The organism is Vibrio sp. R11-SG3-ISO9 (genome assembly GCF_059834255.1).
This window is the reverse complement of the sequence record NZ_JCBDGU010000057.1, coordinates 15,197-31,378: the sequence shown is the minus strand read 5'-3', so window position 1 is coordinate 31,378 and position 16,182 is coordinate 15,197. Positions and strand designations below refer to the sequence as shown.

Genomic DNA, 16,182 nt, shown 5'->3' with positions numbered 1-16,182 from the left:
TGTCAGGCTACAGGTTATGATAAAACTCGTCAATAATGGACTTAATCATGCAACAGAGTCCATTTAACCTACCTTAAAGTGCGACTCTTTAATTCACCGGTTATTGATAGGGCACGTCATCACTATGTTAAAACAACTTACCACACTAATTTTTAGTTTTCTGATCGCAGTATCAGCCGCTCACGCCAATAATGACCTCAACACACTCAGTACAACTTATGATGCAAAAGCACGTTATGAGATGAGCGATAATGATGTTAAAAGTTTTGTTTATCAGTGGTTTGCTGCATTTGACCATCAGCGAGAGTCAGGTTACTTCGTCAATCGCATTGCACAACCAGTAAACATGCAATACCCGGGAACGCCTATTAATTCTGTAGAAGCATTCTTAGCTTGGTATCAAGGTGTGACAGATAACATCATTTGGAACAGTCACGATATCGTTAGTATGGATGTGCAAGGCGACCAAGCATCTGGTTGGACGGTTTCTTATGACGTTCGTTGGCAAGCAACGTCAAAAACTAAAGAGAAGTTCGACATGATGGTTCATCAAGAGCTTGAAGTTATTCGTGTTGGCGACGCTTTAAAACTGGCTAAGCTAGAAGCGACAGTCGTCGAGTAAGGAGACTATTATGAAAAAGATAGCGGTTCTTTTTTCTGTATTTGCCGTTGCAATGGGGGCGGCATTTCAGGTGTTCTGCGCTGATACGATTCATCTTGCTGCTTACCATGGTAATGAAGCTAAAGTAATTGAGCTGTTGAAAACCAATCCAGATCCCGATGCGCGAGATTCTTACGGCGGCACAGCACTGCACGCAGCAATGTTCCAAGATAACACTCGAATCGTTGAGCTTCTGATTGATGCTGGATTTGACGTCAATGCAGTCGGTCCAAGAAACGGCTACACCCCTTTGCACGATGCGGTGTGGGGGAACAACCTGCCAGCATTGAAAATCTTAGTGGCGAATGGCGGTGATATTACGATTGAAGGTCTGGATGGCAATACGCCACTTGAGAAGGCCATCGACGAGAATAAATCCGATATCGTTGCTTACTTAAAGAGTATTGAGAAGTAGGTTGGTGATGACAATGGAATGTAAAACGTCAGAATATGACAGGCTCATCCAACATTTTAGTGAGCGCAAGTTTACCAAGAATGACATCAAGAGCTTTGTTCATCGTGTATTTTCTATGTATGAACGAGCGACAGTTGGCAAAGACCGCGTGCCCGCTGAAGCTTTTGCGCTACTCGTTGATGAGCATGTCCATGTTGATTTTCCTGACTACAAAATCTGCTCTCGTCAGGAGTTTTTAGAGTGGCACCGCTGGATTCATGAACGATTGCTGTCGGATGATCATGACATCAAAAGCATAGAGGTTTCTTACCTGGCTAATGGCAAATACAAAGCTTGCTTTGACGTTCGTTGGAGAGGGGCGTTTAAAGATGGTTCTTTTACTGACGTGCTTGTCGAGCAGCAGTGGATCATGTACGAAACCGAAGAGTACACTCACCCGACCATCGAGCATTACACGGCAGTTGTTAAAGATTGATGATGCATTGCTCCACCAAGTTTAGTGAGTAAGTGGCTGGAAACCTTAATGATCTTTTAGTATTCCTAATAGAACCATTAAACGCATAGAAATGCATTAATGCGCTCAAACTCTTTTAACGCTATGGCATCAGCCGCTATTTCAACGGTGGCTGACTCCAAAGCATGCCACTCAATACCTTCTGCTTCATGGGCTTGAATCTCACCATCCCAGTTAGCGACGATAAAATAGTGTATGAGCTGCAGTTCTTGTGTGGGGTGGTAGAGCGAACATAAATATTGGTAGTTGATCGGCGTGACATCAAGTTCCTCTTTCACTTCTCGCATCAAAGCTTGCACTTGGGTCTCACCATCTTCGATATGGCCTCCGGGAATAGTGATTAAGCCCGGATCGGTCTCTTTGTCCTTTCTTCGTTTCTCTAACAGTATTTTGTTCCCATCTAACATAATGAAAGAGATACATTCGTGGGTTTTCAAAGTCACAATTCCTTCTGGGTGCTAACGTAATTTTCGGTGCAGTTGCTAAGTTATGACGTGCTGTTCTTGATCATCTCTAAGCAACTCAAGGATGACCTCATCTGGAGTGGCTACTCGAGTTAGTAAGTGGGTTATACCAGGGTCTTCAATCGCTTCTAACGCGTAAACGGATTTTCCAAGGCCTAAGGCATAGCCAATGTCCATAGCGACGCTCTTTCCTACGTAACCATCAAAGTTAAGGATGTAAGTAATGTCTGCCTCTCGAATACGCTGTAAACAAACGTCAATACCATTACTTTGGAGAGGGTCAGAGATAGTTGTTTTAATACCAGCATCAGCCAATATTTTATGGATAGCTTGCATCTTCTCTAGGTTTTTAAAGCTGCCAGCGATATAGATGGATTTGCTCATTTTATTTCTCTCACTCGTAAAACGCCTTTATCGGAGTAATAGCGTTTTGGTTTGTTTTATAGCAGTTAAGCTCTATTTCTGCGCTTGGCTTCTTTTTGATATGAAGATTCGGAGTACAGCCAAATTCCCCAAAACGCAAAGAACATGCCGATCGTATAGAAGATGTAGTTAGGCGCATTCTCAGAGAGGAACTGGCTAAGACTGTGAGCGTCTGAAGATGGGTAAAACAGCGCCACATTCAAGGCGGAATATACGAAACCTGCTGTCAAAGTCGATTGTAACAACCACTTTAAGCATCCTTTCTCTCGCAACTTTCCCCAACTATCAAACTTTTTACTGTTCATTTTGAATTCCTTTGATGGCCATTACTTCCACAACGCAAAGCAAGTTAGAATGCCACGTGTATCGAATCTATTTCAAACAATATCTATGTGTCTAGGGAAAACAATGCAGTTCCTTTTTACATAACACTAGTTTGAGGTCTCAGTCCATTAGCTTATTACTTACATCTGTCATAGGTGATCTGAACGTTTGTTATTGGTTTAGTCCCATTAGCGGTAACGTCAATCGAAATCCACTTACCTTCTGCTAGCCAAGACCTTAATCCCACGCTACTACATATTTTTTTAGGTAACGATTTCTGAGAGTTTCGGGCCATCATAGCCTTGCTCTTATCATTTAGGTCTACGTTCGAAATATTAACCCGTAGAGCAATGATGTTGTCTTCGATTCTTAAGGATCTAACTCTTACTTTCTTATCCTCTTCAAACAAAAGTTCTTGGAATTGCGTCTTCAGTTCTTCTATCTGTTGCTTTTCTTTATAGCGTGGGTAGTACTCATTACCGACTATGATGACAGGTAATAAGAATAATAAAATCAATCTCAAATTACGCATTTATACCTCATGCTTGTACCGCCTAGTAGAGTAGCGGACGGTATTACTACTTAGCTAAACAATTGATAATGCCAAGCGCTGTGAATCTCGTTTAGGTCTCGTGATGTTAAAGGTATTGAGGAACTTTTCTTTTGAATATCTCTATTAATTCGGGGTCCATGTATTTGTATATGTCAGGTATACCCAAGCAAATGACGCGTTGTTTGTTTACCTGAATGCGAAACTTCTTCGTAAGTTTATTTTTATGGGATTGTTCCATAACAAAGATAATATCGGCCCACTCAATATCTTCGACGCTTACTAGAACTTGAGCATCATTGCTAATGCCAGCAGATCTTGCTTCAACATCAGGTAGATCAGAAAAAACAACTTCGCCTGTAGGACTACGTAATTTATTACGACTGCATATAAATAGAACATTCATTGGTCAATTTCTCTAAATCACATCATTGTGACTGGAATGAAGCGTCACTAGTCGAATCGTACTAATTTTATGTAGATAGGACAATGAGTTAGGACTATAAATGGGCTTGGGGGATAAAAAATGCAGAAACATTCTGCATCTTTATTAGAGGTTTTTGTTGGCTAGGCAGTGTGAGTTTTTAATTAGAATCAAATGCTCTAAATCGGAATAGCACAATACCAGCCGTCAGCATGCCTGCACAGCTCAGTAGAATGGCATGAGTTGAACCAAAATGTTGCCACGTTAGGCCAATCACATAGGCACTAGCAGCTGAGAAAAGGGCAATCGCAAAGTAGAGGAAACCGTAGGCTGAGCCTTTGTCTTCAGCGTATTGACCGATGTAAGTGCGTATCGCGATGAGCATAATGAGTTCATGAATACCGAACAACAGAAAAGAGACCAAGTAAGCTGTGAAGCTAGGCAGGAGCAGCAAGGCGCTTGCTGAAATGCCGAGTAAATAACCAAGGCCCATCTGCAGTCGTATTGGTCGTTTATCGATGAACCTTCCGATCTTTTTACTTACTAGCATTTGAGTGGCTTTTACTACGATAAGAATCAAGAGAATCGTAGGGAGGTCCAAACCAAACTCTTTTCCTAAAAGCAGGTAAAAAGCCTCGTTAAACATGAACAGAGTGATGATGACGAAGCCTGCGATCACCCCACGAACTTTAGGTTCAAGATAGAACGACAGTGTTGGTTTCTTTTTGGCTTTACCGCCGCGTATCTCTTTGACAAATATCGCGAGAACTAAAATCGACAACAAGCCAGGAATCGCACTCGCCAAGAACATGGAACGAAATACAGATTCAGACATACCAAAATAGGCGATGACACTGAGCAATATGACTAGCCCCAATACTTCGCCCATTTTCTCAATGGTTTTATGCAATCCTAGGCTTGCGCCCATTTTGTCTGATTGAGCGGATAAGGAGATGAGTTTGTCTTTAGGAGCGGAACGGACGGCTTTACCCAATCGCTCTCCTGCACGAACACCAGCAACACCAACCCAGCTCTCAGTCAATCCAAGTAAGGGCTTTGCTATCGCAGACAACCCGTAACCAAGGATAAGAAACTGTTTGTTGCTGTCCATCTTGTCGCTGGCAATCCCGCCTACAAACCGAAGCAAGTAAGATACGATTGTTGTTACGGCGAGAACAATGCCCAGTTTATCGACACCTTGATCTAATACGATAACAATAAAAAAGGGTAATAGGGGCATAACCAGAGAACTGGCCATATCGGTGAAAAAGCTCACCATCCCCATCCCAAATATATTTGAGTGTTCTCGACTCACGCTTCGGCCTTCGGTAATAACTTAATCATGAATGTTCCTTCCTCATGTTGTTGCTGTTGTCAGAGTTGATCTCTGGACTGCTCAGGACAGTACGAAGGTCGGCTATCGTATGCTGACTGAACACCCTGATGCCATTCTCCTCTAGCAAAGTAGCGGTGACTCCTGAACCATCGATTTTGGTTCCGCTAAACGTACCGTCGTAAATATTAGAACTACCACAGGATGGACTGCCTTCTGCTAATATTGCGTACTTGATTTGCTGCTTTTGACACAGCTTCAAGGCGTTCTCTGCACCAGCTACAAACTGAGCGGTAACATCGACGCTGTCGTCGCCGACAACGCTCGCCAAGCCATCTAGTACATCAATACCTTGTCCTGCCATGATTTCAGCTGGTGGTCTGGGTGTTGGAAGCCCTGCTGATACTTCTGGGCAAAAAATTATGAGCTCTAGGTTTGACTTAAGCCAATCCAAATCAGCTTCAGGTATGGACAAGCAACTAGCGTTGTATCGAACTTTGTTCCCCATTAAACATGAACTGACTAAAACTTTATCCACCCAGGACTCCTCACAGACGCTATCGAAGACTACTTGAGTCGCTTTAATCAACGAATGGAAACAACAACTCTTGTAGTTCATTTATCCTTATTTGACGCAATCATACTAATATTTACTCAACATAAACAAATAGTTGTGCCTTGTTTATGATGGAGGGAATGAAAGGTTGTGAATCGCGAACCCAAGACGCGTGCGTTATCGGTTTATTAGCGACTCGAAGCTTGGTTGTGTCGATAGAATTTCGAGGTCAATAACATTGAGTACCCCAGCGAAAGGTGAGTGCTGCATAAGCTCTGCAATGTTATTGGTCTCAACGGCGTTAAAGATGGCGCTATGACGGAAGTGAACGTAATCCAGTGCGACCTGGAGGTATAAATTGGCGAGGTTGGGTTGGAGATAGGATTTTATACCTTCAACGCTTAATTGTTGGTTTAATTTTTCCAAGGCCACCGTTATTCCTTTCTCACCGCGTGCAATTAACTCGTTCGACTCGTCGGTGTAGCGCTTTAATGCTGCACTTCTAAACGCAATCTCCATCAGTGTTTTTGCAAAGCCTAACTGACTGACCTGATCAACGCTTTGATATTCGATAGGGATTAGCTCTTCAGACTGGCTGACTTTGATTAGGTGTTGGCAAATACATAGGCTCTCGGAAAGGGTGATACCTTCTTTGGTGACTAGTGTTGGGATCAAACAAAACGGGTTTGCGTCTACCAACTCTGCAGGCGATGACCACGGGTCAACCCATTCGAGAGATAAAGAAGAGCTTTTCGTGAGGAGAGCGGTCGCGACTACAGCACGCGAAAATGGGGATGTGTCATTGAGATACAGTTTCATCATTAGTCCTTTAATGGCGATTTTTGATTGGGGATGGTGACTCATCTTGCTCCCGTGTAGACGTGAGCGAGATACAAAGCGCAGCAATGATCAGTGCTAGCGTAGACACTAAAAACAGCTGAGCGTAGGTTGCGCCTTGGCTTAATAGATAGGCCATTAAGAAGCCTCCAACGCCTTGTGACAGTGCAAAAGAGAGTGTCATTAACCCCCAAGCTTTGGTGTGCAGCTCATAGCCAACACACTCCAATGTATAAGTCGATACAAGCATCACAGTGACTGGCGTGAATATTCCGACCAAAACTGACGACACAAGCAGAGCACTAGGGTGGATACTGAATAACGGAAGTCCAACGCCAATTGCCTTGAACAAAAAAGCGATACACAGGGTGAGTTTTATTCCTTGTTTGTCTGCGAACATGCCAATCAGCATAGGACCGACAGCGGCTCCCACCCCAAATGCAGCCCAGAAAAACCCTCCAGTACCAAAGGGCATACCTATATCTCTTACGATGTAGTCGACCCAAAACAAGGTATGGGGCAGGTAGCCGATGGCATCGAACGTGTAGGCGATAAAAACAAACAACACGCAATGGCGCTGAGACGCGCTTAATTGAGAGAAAGACGCTTTGATGTAGCTCGCGCTTGAAGAAGAGCGTGCTGTTTCCCAAGCATTCCAACTTAATCGTGTCGCTATGAGAGTAATGACCCCCATGCCGAGCCAAGTAGACGTGACGTTGGCGCTAATCAGTATTGGAATCAAAGTGCCTGACAACATGGCGCCAATCCCAAGGCCAGAGAAGACCACGCTACTGGTTCGACTTTTGGTTTGTGGCGAGACTTTCCTTAGGATCATTGGTGGCGCGAGAATCATCAATAGCGCCCCCATTGTGCCAGCCAAGGTTCTCCATATGTAAAACCAAGTAATAGGGGCTTGTTCAAAAGCACAAGCGAAGTAGCTCATAGTGCTAATGACCATTGCTGTTCGCACAAGGTGACCTGAACTAAAAAACCTCAATAGGTAGCTCGCTAACGGTGCACCTAAAAGGTAACCAATAAGAGTGGAAACACCTAAGTAGGCGGCTTGGTCTTGATTGAACCATCCATGCTGTATCAAGGCGGGCATTAAAGCGATATACGCGAATCGACCGATACCGACGCCGACCAAAGTGGCCGCGAGCCCAGCTAGGCTATTACGATTTATGAAATGGGCATTGTCCGTCATTCTTGCTCGATACTTTGATGCATGGGGTTAGATTGTGACAGCAACCCTAACACAGTGCATTTGGGCTTTAGTGGCACTGTCGTGACGGATAACTGGCAAGCGGTAGCTGCTTTTTGGATGTGAGCGTTTGATTGTTAGCTCAATTTAGCTTTCGAGACGGGAAAGCCGATTAACTTGGTGTTTTAATCGGCTATTAAGTAGCGATGAATAACATTAGACTAAAGTCTAAAGAATGATTGCGCTCACCAGATAGTTGTCTTTCGGGGCGCACGCTTTTTCAGTGTTCTAGAAAACCCCATTTGAGTTCGCGATATCTCCACCACTGATAAGCGAATACAGTCTCATCGAAAAATCCAGTGCTTGGATTGAATCCCAGTGCTCAACAATTCTTCCATCTTCCAAGCGCCACTTATCAATAATGTTCATCCCTTTCTCGTCGTTCCCTCTGTCTTCTGCGTTTAATGTTGCGTGAGAGTGGAAAATAACGTAATCACCATCGACGTAGATGTGTTTTACGTCGTAGGTATAGTCTGGGTACTCCTCAACGAACTCTTGTAGAAAGCCAACTAGACCCGTGATTTTATCGGGTAGGTTTCGGTTGTGTTGAATGTATGAGCTGTCGTTGTAATGAGTTAAAACGTAATCAAAATCATGATTGTTCATTATGTTCTGAACAAAGTCGGTAATGATCCTCGCATTGTTGAGCTCTTGCTCAGACCAATTTGATTTTTGTAATGAAGGTAAGTCGATGATGATTTTATCTGAAGCCTGCGCGAAAGCGGTCGTGCTTGCCAGTAACAGGATAAATGAGGTCAGTGCTTTAAACATGGTTCACTCCGTTGTTTTTCTTGCCTAGGTATACATTGATAACCATGGTAATTAATAGTAACCTACTGTACAAGAACGCACCGAAACATGCCCTAGGCACATTTTGGTAACCTATGGAGACAAATTCACCTTACTAGAGTGGAGTAACTGATGGCGAAGCCAAAGTCAGATAGACGTATTTTTCATAACAATGAAGATTGCCCAATTCGAAACGTGGTTGCACATATCGGTGATAAATGGTCGTTGCTGATCTTGTTTGCGCTGGTGGATGGGGAAGACCGATTTAACTCTCTGAAATCGAGAATTGAAGGCATCTCACAACGAATGCTGACGCAAACGCTGAGGGATCTCGAGCGCGATGGTTATGTGAATCGCACCGTCTATCCGGAAGTGCCAGTTAAGGTTGAATACTGCCTGACGGATATGGGTAGAGAGATCGTAAAACCTCTCTACCAACTGGTGGTATGGGCTGGAGATAACCAAGACAATATCAAGAAAGCGCGAGATCGCTACGATACAGAGAATGCATAGCAACGGTGACAAAGGCGTAATAGCTTTGTTATTGAAACCAATTTGATGCTGAAAGAATAAAGGCCACTGAATAGTGGCCTTTGATGTTTATACGCGAGACAAGTCGTAGCCTGCAGCGAGTAGTAGGCCTCGTTCATGTTTGATGAGTTGAGCTCTATCTTCGATAAGTTCATGCAGTGCTTGCTGCGGCTTAGATGCGATGGTCTTGAAGTCTTCGAATGAAAGAGCATCTTCGATGGCTTCAAACATTTTGCTAATCACATTTCGTGCTTCACACGGGTTTGATTCCGTTTTGAAGTATTCAACACCCTTAGCTGCTTCGCGCATCTCTACAAGCAGTTCTGTTGGGCTGGTTTCTTTCGCTACTGCTAGGTAATTATCCAGTACTCGCTTAGCGAAAAGGAGCTCTGTTAGTGGGATATCGCGACCGCTTTCGATCAATGCTTGGTCTAAAATTTGTGTTGAGCTCATCGTCTGTCCTTGTTTCATCTTTTACAACTTTTAAAGGCAGTCTAAAGTATCGTGACAACAAAATAAATAACGCTTTTCATATAATATTTATTCAAAGATTCACTTCGGAATAAATAGCTTAACCGCATCAACTGTTCGTGATTGAAATCCGGTTATGGAGCGTAAGAAGTGACCTGTGAATAGTCGACGATGTAGCCGATATCATCTAAAAGTGCGACAGATATGACCCCAAGGGTGAATCCATTGCTCATCACTTCTTGAGTCATCGGAGCGATGGTTTTGGCGTCACTGTTTTTTGAATCACCCAATACACGCTTTTTATCCCCTTGCCAGACATAATCATATAAATGACCACCATCATCGCTAATCGGTAACGCCGTTAAAGCCATGTTGTATAGCTCATTGTATCTTTTCAGAGATTCGCTGTTATAGACACTGAATACATTGCCTTTTTGATTCTCATCGTAATGTGTGTAGTCATAGGAATAAGAGCCAACGCCGAAAACGTGACCCATTTCATGTACGATGTTTGCGTTAAACTCTTTTTGATCGAATCCGATCTGATAAGTGTGAGAGCCAATAATGATTTCGCCGGACATCGGAAAGTAATATGGGCCTACTTTTTCATCCTCATCTGGACCAGCCATACCATTGGCATTATCGAGAGGCTCAACATACACGTTGATATCAACATGGTGATGCTCTTTCCCTTCGATTCCTTTTAATACAGATAACCACTTGTTGGCTGCTGCTATGTAGGGCTCTTGTGAGGTTTCGTTCCATTCCAATTGTTCATTATCAGTATTTACCTTTCCTTTGAAATGCAAAGAAACCGATAAACCATCGTTAGACACTGTCTTTGTCGCAACGGTTTCATTAGAGAGGTGTTGGGGTTCTGAATCTAGGCTGCATCCGTTTAACGCAATGCACAATAAACCTAGAAAAATGGTGTGGTTCATAACAAATTCCTATCTTGAATACTTGTTCCTTACTAGTTTTTACTTCCACCTCTCTTGCTTCAAGTATCAGTCTGTATGGTTATGTCATGTGGTGTCGTATGCGGCGCATACAAAGAAAAATACCCTGATACCATGTTCAGGGTATTTTTGGAGGTGTTGGTATTTCTGAATGACTATTTGGCCTTTGCGGCTTCAATCGCTTGCCCTAGCACTTCTCTAGAACCGATTTCATCACCGGCGTTAAGAGTCAGGGAGGAAATTTGCCAATCAGAATCCGTTTTCTTCATTTCAAAGGTGTACGACCCTGAAATCTGCCAAAAACCGTCTTTGCCGATATAGTGACTTGCCACGATGTCCGCATTGACTTCGGCTTTGTTGCCAGTTTGCTCAATATCGATGTTCGTTAGATCGTGGTAAGTGACATCAAAGCCTGGCAGCAGTGCTTCCCAGTTATTCATTAAGTCTTCACGCTTAACCGTTGAAACCTCGCCTCCGAATGCAGAAGTGTAGTCAACGATAACCGTCGGCGTGAAGATTTGCTCTAGGGCATCGAATAGGTTTCGATCCGCGAGTGTTGCCATGCTCTTGGCAGTTTGCGCTATTTTCGCTTCATCACGAGTCAACTCGCCTGCATGAGCGCTTAACGCTGCGACACTTAGTGCAAGTGTTAAAGTTTTACGTAGCATAACGACTCCTAAAGCTTGCGGTCAAAAAACTGAACGACAGCGTCTGTTGATGCTTGAACATCTTCTTCAACATCATAGAAGTCGAACTGAGATACGTTTTCTAACCATACGGCTTCAACGTTGTCGCCCGCTTTGTCTAAATAGCCGTGAGTACCCGCTGGGATAGCCATTGCTTCTGAAGCAACGAGCAGAACAGGCTTATCTTGTTGTGCCGCAGTTGCGTGAGCATCGTAGGTTAACCAACCAGCCCATGAGCCCAAGTTAAATGCGTTGTCCCATTCTGGGATGAGTCCGCGGTCTTTTTCAGTGTAGTAAGGCACGTTGTACATCAGTGCATTTTGGTTGGTTAGGCTCGCACCTTCGATGATTTGTGGCTCATCGCTAGTTAAAGCTGAAATACCTGTTTGGATTAGATTTGCTACAGAATCAGCACCGCCATAGATAGCATCTACAATTGTGCGATCGTGCAACCAAGGTGCGACGGCGGCAGCTGCGATTACATCCTCGTTACCCAACACGGCATCAAGCATGTACCCTGATGATGCACAGATACCCAAGCCGTATGCTTTTGATGCATCAATGCCTTTAACTTGGTCTAAAGATGCGAAAACGGCTTTGATGTCTGCAATTTTACGTTGCGGATCTTCCAGCTCTATCAGTTTATCTTTTGACTCCCCCCATCCTCGGAAATCAAAAGTGATTGCGGCATAACCTTGCTCTGCTAGGTGTTCCGCGTAAGTCGCAGGCATTTGCTCTTTTACTGTTGTCCAGGCTCCGGTAACAACGACGACTGGTGGGTTCTCAACGTCATCAGGGAGATAGATGTTAGCGGCAAGGTTACCTACATCTGTTTTTAGCGTGGTGTGTTTTACGATAGTGTCTGCATAGGAGCTAGAAGCGAATACTGTACTTGCAATTGCTGTAACTAAAGCTTTTTTCATCATGATACGTCTCACTCTATTGTTTCGTGGTTCCATTTAAAACAGTGCTCTTTGCTGCAATAAGCACCTCTAAGATGTTTGATAATTTAGTCAAAAGGCGGCGAGAGATATTGAAGAAAATTGAGTTTTGTTTTGTAGAAAATTGCGCGATTGTTGGGAGGTTTGCCTGAGTTAAATACTAAATCAATGCTCGAATGGGACGGTTTTATCGTTCGCTCAATGATGGTGAATGCCATTCTTTATATTAATGAATTAATATAAATTTTGTGTTCATGTGAATGCATAGGTGACATTGCGGTAACAAAATGTTACAAAGCGTCCAAAATCCTTATAAATAATAAGTAGTTATTGAACGCTTGCGACCTTGAGACACAACATGACTATAAAAACAAAGCTGTTTGGCTTAACTGGCCTTTCTATTCTCGCCTTGATTGCCATTGTTACCATTACCGAATTGGCTAACCTAAAACTTCTAAAATTAGAGAAGACTTTAATTGAAGTGAAAGAGATGGAAGTGTCTCTTTTACAAATGGATCGGATTCAACGAGATCTGTCTGATTCATTTGCGACCTCAAAATTAGATGCATTCAAAAGTGAGTATTCAGACTTTCAAATGCTATCTGGATTACTGACGAACGACTTAGATGAGTTAGGTATTAACGTTTCTGAGCTTTCATCGTTGCGTCAAAAGATCACGCTTTATCGCAAAGACGTTGAGACTACGGTGGCCAATCGTGACACCGATTTAAGCGTTGTCGAAGAAATGCACTCAGAGATGAAAACCTTAATTACCGAAATCTTCACGATCTTCCATGGTATCGAATCGACTCTAAATACCGAGTTAGCGCAAGAACAGAAAAGTATTGAGCGCTTTATTATGTTATCTGTTCTGTTGGTCACAGGTATGCTCATCTTTGGTTCCTACATCTTGATTCAAAACATTCAGGGTAACATTCGCCAGCTAAGCCAAATGATGCTGACAATTGCGAATACTCACGATCTAACCATGAAAGCTAACACTGATCGTAATGATGAGATCTCAGAAATGGCGGGTCAGCTAAACATCCTTCTAGAGAGCGTCCAAGGACTTATCTCACGCGTTCAAGGAAGTGTGAGTGAACTTGGCGCTGCATCGACTCAACTGCAACAGAGCAGTGTTGATACAGAAAATGCATTGAATCGTCAGCAACTGGAAACCGATGGTGTTGCCGCTGCTGTCACTGAAATGGGTGAGTCAATTAAAGAGGTTGCGAACACTACGGAGAGTGCGGCTGATAACACTCAACGAAGCTATGACAATGCGCAATTGGGCTTTAATGAAATTGTTGAAACACGCGATACAATCACTGAACTATCTAGCGATTTATCGAGTGCGAGTGATGAAGTGAATCATCTGGTTGCGCTGTCAGACCAAATTAGTTCTGTATTGAATGTTATTGGAGAGATAGCCGAGCAAACGAACTTACTGGCGTTGAATGCAGCGATAGAAGCGGCGAGAGCTGGAGAGCAGGGGCGTGGTTTTGCGGTTGTTGCCGATGAAGTGAGAACACTGGCTGGCAAAACACAACGCTCGACGGCAGAGATTTCTGAGATCATCACTGCGGTACAACAACAAACCCAAACCGTGGTATCGACAATCCAGTCTTGTAGCCATAAAGGTGCTGACAGTGTTCACATGTCTGAGCAGGCACTGAGTCATATTAAAGCGATTATGGAAGAGATGAAACACATCTTGGATAGCAGCACACAGATCGCATTGGCTGTGGAACAACAGAGCAGTGTATCTGAAGAGATCGCGCGTAACGTGAATACGATTCGAGACTTAACGTGCGTGAACGTTGGTGCGGTTTCTGAAAATGCTCAATCTGCAACGGTAGTCGCGAGCCAAGCGACTGACCTAACGCTCGCTATTGATAAGTTTAAAGTGTAGAGCTACGTACTATTATGTACTGAGTGCTTGGCCTAAGTGAAAGGTACTCTAAGAGAGGATTGTTGTAGGAGGGAGACTGTTGTAAGAGTTTGTATGGGAATGTCTTATAGCTATTGCCATCACTTATAGGTTCGGTCTTTTCTCGTACATTGATACTTCGTTGAGCGTAATGAGGTGTCGCATGAAAATTCTACCGTTAGCCGCCGTGACCACGGCGGTTTTACTTTCCGGCTGCAACAGTTCGAGTCAAAGTAAGTCAACATCCCAGCCAACTATTGGTCTTGCATCCCAAGCTCACGGCATATCGATTGAGGCCGTTCCATCGCAATTCTCCGACTATTCTAAAGCAGGCTACAACCGATACGTTTCAGTGAAAGCCCCGAATGGTAAGTCGATTCATATCTTAATCATGGACCGACTGAGTGAGTATCAGATCGTCAAAGCAGTGAATGTATTGAATCATTATCTAACCCCAGTTGCAGGGACCAAATATGGCGATAAGGATTCTAAGCGTGATATTGCTAATGCGATGGCGAATAACGGGGCTATTTTGAAGTTGATGAACTATCACGATGAGCCCAGATATAATGATGATCTCGATGGACAGCCACTATTCGAAGAGGAAATTCAGGTCGAAGGCGGCGATTGGTATGTTCGACAAGATTATGAAGATCATCGAGATGCCTCCTATGAAGAGATTCTCCATCTCGTGCATGACTTCGGTATTGGTGTGCTCAATGCCCCAGAGGGAGGGGTAACAGCAATGCCAGAGTTCCAACGAGAATTTAATACCATTCAGAAACAAGCGTTAAATCAAGCTTACACGCCACCTGAAGATACGCTGAAAGAGTGGCAGCAAGAAGTCAGTGTGGACCAAGAGTACTTTGCTGCGATCATCGATAGCTACTATGGCCTTTGGGGTGCATACAGTGGAAAAGGCATGTGGGGCTTGTACGGTGTTAAGACTCGAAGTGATTTCTCCACAGAAGATCCTAACGCCCTCTACATAACCGAACAGATTTTCTCGCCAACATTAACCTATGACGCGTACATTGCAGATACCTTCACCGGTACTTTCAAAATGCGCTATGACGCTACTGTGCCATATACACATCACTCTCAATATCTCACCAAGCTGACTCTGACCGGAAGCAAGGATACAAATATAGAACTCAATGGTCATGACAACCGTTTGACGGGCAATACTGGAATCAATACGGTTATTGTTCACGGTGCACGAAGTGAGTACCACATCCACGATTTAGGAGAAGGAAAGATTCAATTGAATGACATGCTCACCGGTCGTGACGGGATGAACGTATTAATTAACATCGAAAAAATTCAGTTTTCTGATGAGCTGCGGGAGCTATGACAATTGAACACTTGAGCTACAAAACTGTACACAATGATGCAGAGGAACTGCAGTATTAAAGTAGTTCAAGTGGTAGCATAAGGCTAAACAAGTTACTCCCTTTAGTTGTGGTAAATTCTTTGGTTTCGGGAGTGATATAGGACTTACTATTGCAAAGGAATACCATGCTTATTCGAATAGTCGCTTTATGTTTTACTCTCGTGCTTACATCATGCGCTTCTACCTCGCAACCGAGTAGTCGCACGCAAGTTAAAGAGTGGGTCGAAGAACATATCAAGCAGTATGATCCAGCGGCTCCTCTCGTTGTTGGCAGCGCTCAAGTTGATAGTGCTCTTACATTTTTTGACGAGCGAGGGGTTGATTTAAAAAAAGTTTCTAACAAAGGAATTGATATTGAGCTAACTCCCAAACTCACGGAAACACTAGGGGACGGAATCAACTCGCATGTGATAACTGCGAATTGCCCTCCAAGTTACGCTGTGTTGTCAGGGAATGTGTCTTTCTCTTGGCAAGGAAGTTTAGAACAGCTGAATAGGGCCAAAAGTAGTGGTAAATTGATGATAAAATCGCAACAAGCGGACGAGGTGAGTTGGCAACTTGTTGTAAGTAAGCCATCTGAGTCTGTGCTGTTCGTAACGCTTGAGGCGATCTGTCTGCAGATTTCTGAAGATTAACGTCTTCTAATGAATAGATAAAGTGTAATGCTACCCAATAACTTAACTCACTAACATATCCAATATCTACGTTCCGGTGTTGTAA

The 16,182-nt window shown here is 43.5% G+C and carries 21 protein-coding genes; 7 read left to right on the top strand and 14 right to left on the bottom strand.

Annotation, left to right across the window (positions count from 1 at the left end; genetic code table 11):
* Positions 1 to 124: 124 nt before the first annotated feature.
* Genes AC6R05_RS23295 through AC6R05_RS23285 form a run of 3 tightly spaced genes read left to right on the top strand, consistent with a single transcriptional unit; the run spans position 125 to position 1,551 of the window.
* Positions 125 to 622, top strand: a complete 498-nt coding sequence (locus AC6R05_RS23295) for a hypothetical protein (RefSeq protein ID WP_500648823.1) — start codon at positions 125 to 127, stop codon at positions 620 to 622.
* A gap of 10 nt (positions 623 to 632) precedes the next feature.
* Complete coding sequence (locus AC6R05_RS23290) at positions 633 to 1,076, top strand: ankyrin repeat domain-containing protein (RefSeq protein ID WP_500648822.1); 444 nt, start codon at positions 633 to 635, stop codon at positions 1,074 to 1,076.
* A gap of 13 nt (positions 1,077 to 1,089) precedes the next feature.
* A complete protein-coding gene (locus AC6R05_RS23285) occupies positions 1,090 to 1,551 on the top strand; it encodes a hypothetical protein (RefSeq protein WP_500648821.1) in 462 nt (153 codons plus the stop codon).
* Between the two features lie 77 nt (positions 1,552 to 1,628).
* On the opposite strand, the gene AC6R05_RS23280 is transcribed toward AC6R05_RS23285, so the two are convergent.
* From AC6R05_RS23280 to AC6R05_RS23235, 10 genes are all read right to left on the bottom strand, one after another.
* The gene (locus AC6R05_RS23280; protein WP_500648820.1) at positions 1,629 to 2,027 is read right to left on the bottom strand and encodes an NUDIX hydrolase; all 399 of its coding nucleotides are present in this window, start codon (positions 2,025 to 2,027) and stop codon (positions 1,629 to 1,631) included.
* Between the two features lie 45 nt (positions 2,028 to 2,072).
* Positions 2,073 to 2,438: a nucleotide pyrophosphohydrolase gene (locus tag AC6R05_RS23275; protein ID WP_500648819.1), complete on the bottom strand. Its 366-nt coding sequence runs from the start codon at positions 2,436 to 2,438 to the stop codon at positions 2,073 to 2,075.
* A gap of 65 nt (positions 2,439 to 2,503) precedes the next feature.
* Positions 2,504 to 2,782: a hypothetical protein gene (locus AC6R05_RS23270; protein WP_152470893.1), complete on the bottom strand. Its 279-nt coding sequence runs from the start codon at positions 2,780 to 2,782 to the stop codon at positions 2,504 to 2,506.
* Between the two features lie 155 nt (positions 2,783 to 2,937).
* Positions 2,938 to 3,333, bottom strand: a complete 396-nt coding sequence (locus AC6R05_RS23265; RefSeq protein ID WP_500648818.1) for a hypothetical protein — start codon at positions 3,331 to 3,333, stop codon at positions 2,938 to 2,940.
* 106 nt (positions 3,334 to 3,439) lie between these two features.
* Entirely contained in the window at positions 3,440 to 3,757 is a 318-nt protein-coding gene (locus tag AC6R05_RS23260) for a low molecular weight protein tyrosine phosphatase family protein (protein WP_500648817.1), read from the bottom strand.
* A 178-nt stretch (positions 3,758 to 3,935) separates the two neighbouring features.
* Positions 3,936 to 5,090 (bottom strand): MFS transporter, encoded by a 1,155-nt coding sequence (locus AC6R05_RS23255; RefSeq protein ID WP_500648816.1) that lies wholly within the window; start codon positions 5,088 to 5,090, stop codon positions 3,936 to 3,938.
* Between the two features lie 25 nt (positions 5,091 to 5,115).
* Complete coding sequence (locus AC6R05_RS23250; protein WP_500648815.1) at positions 5,116 to 5,646, bottom strand: 2-thiouracil desulfurase family protein; 531 nt, start codon at positions 5,644 to 5,646, stop codon at positions 5,116 to 5,118.
* 195 nt (positions 5,647 to 5,841) lie between these two features.
* Positions 5,842 to 6,483, bottom strand: a complete 642-nt coding sequence (locus AC6R05_RS23245; protein ID WP_500648814.1) for a glutathione S-transferase N-terminal domain-containing protein — start codon at positions 6,481 to 6,483, stop codon at positions 5,842 to 5,844.
* A gap of 10 nt (positions 6,484 to 6,493) precedes the next feature.
* Positions 6,494 to 7,705, bottom strand: coding sequence for a YbfB/YjiJ family MFS transporter (locus tag AC6R05_RS23240; protein ID WP_500648813.1), 1,212 nt, complete (start codon positions 7,703 to 7,705; stop codon positions 6,494 to 6,496).
* Between the two features lie 285 nt (positions 7,706 to 7,990).
* On the bottom strand, positions 7,991 to 8,533 hold the full coding sequence (locus tag AC6R05_RS23235) for a nuclear transport factor 2 family protein (protein ID WP_500648812.1): 543 nt from the start codon (positions 8,531 to 8,533) through the stop codon (positions 7,991 to 7,993).
* A 150-nt stretch (positions 8,534 to 8,683) separates the two neighbouring features.
* Here AC6R05_RS23235 and AC6R05_RS23230 point away from each other — a divergent pair, with 150 nt between their 5' ends.
* Positions 8,684 to 9,064: a winged helix-turn-helix transcriptional regulator gene (locus AC6R05_RS23230; RefSeq protein ID WP_285466015.1), complete on the top strand. Its 381-nt coding sequence runs from the start codon at positions 8,684 to 8,686 to the stop codon at positions 9,062 to 9,064.
* 87 nt (positions 9,065 to 9,151) lie between these two features.
* Here AC6R05_RS23230 and AC6R05_RS23225 read toward each other — a convergent pair whose 3' ends face one another.
* From AC6R05_RS23225 to AC6R05_RS23210, 4 genes are all read right to left on the bottom strand, one after another.
* Positions 9,152 to 9,535 carry a hypothetical protein gene (locus AC6R05_RS23225; protein ID WP_032551789.1) on the bottom strand — a complete coding sequence of 128 codons (384 nt, stop codon included), beginning with the start codon at positions 9,533 to 9,535 and terminating at the stop codon, positions 9,152 to 9,154.
* Positions 9,536 to 9,687: 152 nt separating this feature from the next.
* Positions 9,688 to 10,494 carry a zinc metalloprotease gene (locus AC6R05_RS23220; RefSeq protein WP_500648811.1) on the bottom strand — a complete coding sequence of 269 codons (807 nt, stop codon included), beginning with the start codon at positions 10,492 to 10,494 and terminating at the stop codon, positions 9,688 to 9,690.
* A 173-nt stretch (positions 10,495 to 10,667) separates the two neighbouring features.
* Entirely contained in the window at positions 10,668 to 11,180 is a 513-nt protein-coding gene (locus AC6R05_RS23215; protein ID WP_500648810.1) for a nuclear transport factor 2 family protein, read from the bottom strand.
* An 8-nt stretch (positions 11,181 to 11,188) separates the two neighbouring features.
* Positions 11,189 to 12,124, bottom strand: a complete 936-nt coding sequence (locus AC6R05_RS23210; RefSeq protein ID WP_285466011.1) for an alpha/beta hydrolase — start codon at positions 12,122 to 12,124, stop codon at positions 11,189 to 11,191.
* 373 nt (positions 12,125 to 12,497) lie between these two features.
* Between AC6R05_RS23210 and AC6R05_RS23205 the strand changes: the two genes are divergently transcribed.
* From AC6R05_RS23205 to AC6R05_RS23195, 3 genes are all read left to right on the top strand, one after another.
* Positions 12,498 to 14,051: a methyl-accepting chemotaxis protein gene (locus AC6R05_RS23205; protein ID WP_285466009.1), complete on the top strand. Its 1,554-nt coding sequence runs from the start codon at positions 12,498 to 12,500 to the stop codon at positions 14,049 to 14,051.
* Positions 14,052 to 14,232: 181 nt separating this feature from the next.
* The gene (locus AC6R05_RS23200; RefSeq protein WP_500648809.1) at positions 14,233 to 15,423 is read left to right on the top strand and encodes a hypothetical protein; all 1,191 of its coding nucleotides are present in this window, start codon (positions 14,233 to 14,235) and stop codon (positions 15,421 to 15,423) included.
* A 164-nt stretch (positions 15,424 to 15,587) separates the two neighbouring features.
* A complete protein-coding gene (locus AC6R05_RS23195) occupies positions 15,588 to 16,097 on the top strand; it encodes a hypothetical protein (protein WP_285466007.1) in 510 nt (169 codons plus the stop codon).
* Positions 16,098 to 16,182 lie beyond the last annotated feature (85 nt).

Excerpts from the sequence above, each read along its gene's own strand:
- AC6R05_RS23295 (WP_500648823.1), top strand. The coding sequence starts at position 125 with ATGTTAAAACAACTTACCACACTAATTTTTAGTTTTCTGATCGCAGTA.
- AC6R05_RS23290 (WP_500648822.1), top strand. The coding sequence starts at position 633 with ATGAAAAAGATAGCGGTTCTTTTTTCTGTATTTGCCGTTGCAATGGGG.
- AC6R05_RS23285 (WP_500648821.1), top strand. The coding sequence starts at position 1,090 with ATGGAATGTAAAACGTCAGAATATGACAGGCTCATCCAACATTTTAGT.
- AC6R05_RS23275 (WP_500648819.1), bottom strand. The coding sequence starts at position 2,438 with ATGAGCAAATCCATCTATATCGCTGGCAGCTTTAAAAACCTAGAGAAG.
- AC6R05_RS23270 (WP_152470893.1), bottom strand. The coding sequence starts at position 2,782 with ATGAACAGTAAAAAGTTTGATAGTTGGGGAAAGTTGCGAGAGAAAGGA.
- AC6R05_RS23265 (WP_500648818.1), bottom strand. The coding sequence starts at position 3,333 with ATGCGTAATTTGAGATTGATTTTATTATTCTTATTACCTGTCATCATA.
- AC6R05_RS23260 (WP_500648817.1), bottom strand. The coding sequence starts at position 3,757 with ATGAATGTTCTATTTATATGCAGTCGTAATAAATTACGTAGTCCTACA.
- AC6R05_RS23245 (WP_500648814.1), bottom strand. The coding sequence starts at position 6,483 with ATGAAACTGTATCTCAATGACACATCCCCATTTTCGCGTGCTGTAGTC.
- AC6R05_RS23240 (WP_500648813.1), bottom strand. The coding sequence starts at position 7,705 with ATGACGGACAATGCCCATTTCATAAATCGTAATAGCCTAGCTGGGCTC.
- AC6R05_RS23235 (WP_500648812.1), bottom strand. The coding sequence starts at position 8,533 with ATGTTTAAAGCACTGACCTCATTTATCCTGTTACTGGCAAGCACGACC.
- AC6R05_RS23230 (WP_285466015.1), top strand. The coding sequence starts at position 8,684 with ATGGCGAAGCCAAAGTCAGATAGACGTATTTTTCATAACAATGAAGAT.
- AC6R05_RS23225 (WP_032551789.1), bottom strand. The coding sequence starts at position 9,535 with ATGAGCTCAACACAAATTTTAGACCAAGCATTGATCGAAAGCGGTCGC.
- AC6R05_RS23220 (WP_500648811.1), bottom strand. The coding sequence starts at position 10,494 with ATGAACCACACCATTTTTCTAGGTTTATTGTGCATTGCGTTAAACGGA.
- AC6R05_RS23215 (WP_500648810.1), bottom strand. The coding sequence starts at position 11,180 with ATGCTACGTAAAACTTTAACACTTGCACTAAGTGTCGCAGCGTTAAGC.
- AC6R05_RS23210 (WP_285466011.1), bottom strand. The coding sequence starts at position 12,124 with ATGATGAAAAAAGCTTTAGTTACAGCAATTGCAAGTACAGTATTCGCT.
- AC6R05_RS23205 (WP_285466009.1), top strand. The coding sequence starts at position 12,498 with ATGACTATAAAAACAAAGCTGTTTGGCTTAACTGGCCTTTCTATTCTC.
- AC6R05_RS23200 (WP_500648809.1), top strand. The coding sequence starts at position 14,233 with ATGAAAATTCTACCGTTAGCCGCCGTGACCACGGCGGTTTTACTTTCC.
- AC6R05_RS23195 (WP_285466007.1), top strand. The coding sequence starts at position 15,588 with ATGCTTATTCGAATAGTCGCTTTATGTTTTACTCTCGTGCTTACATCA.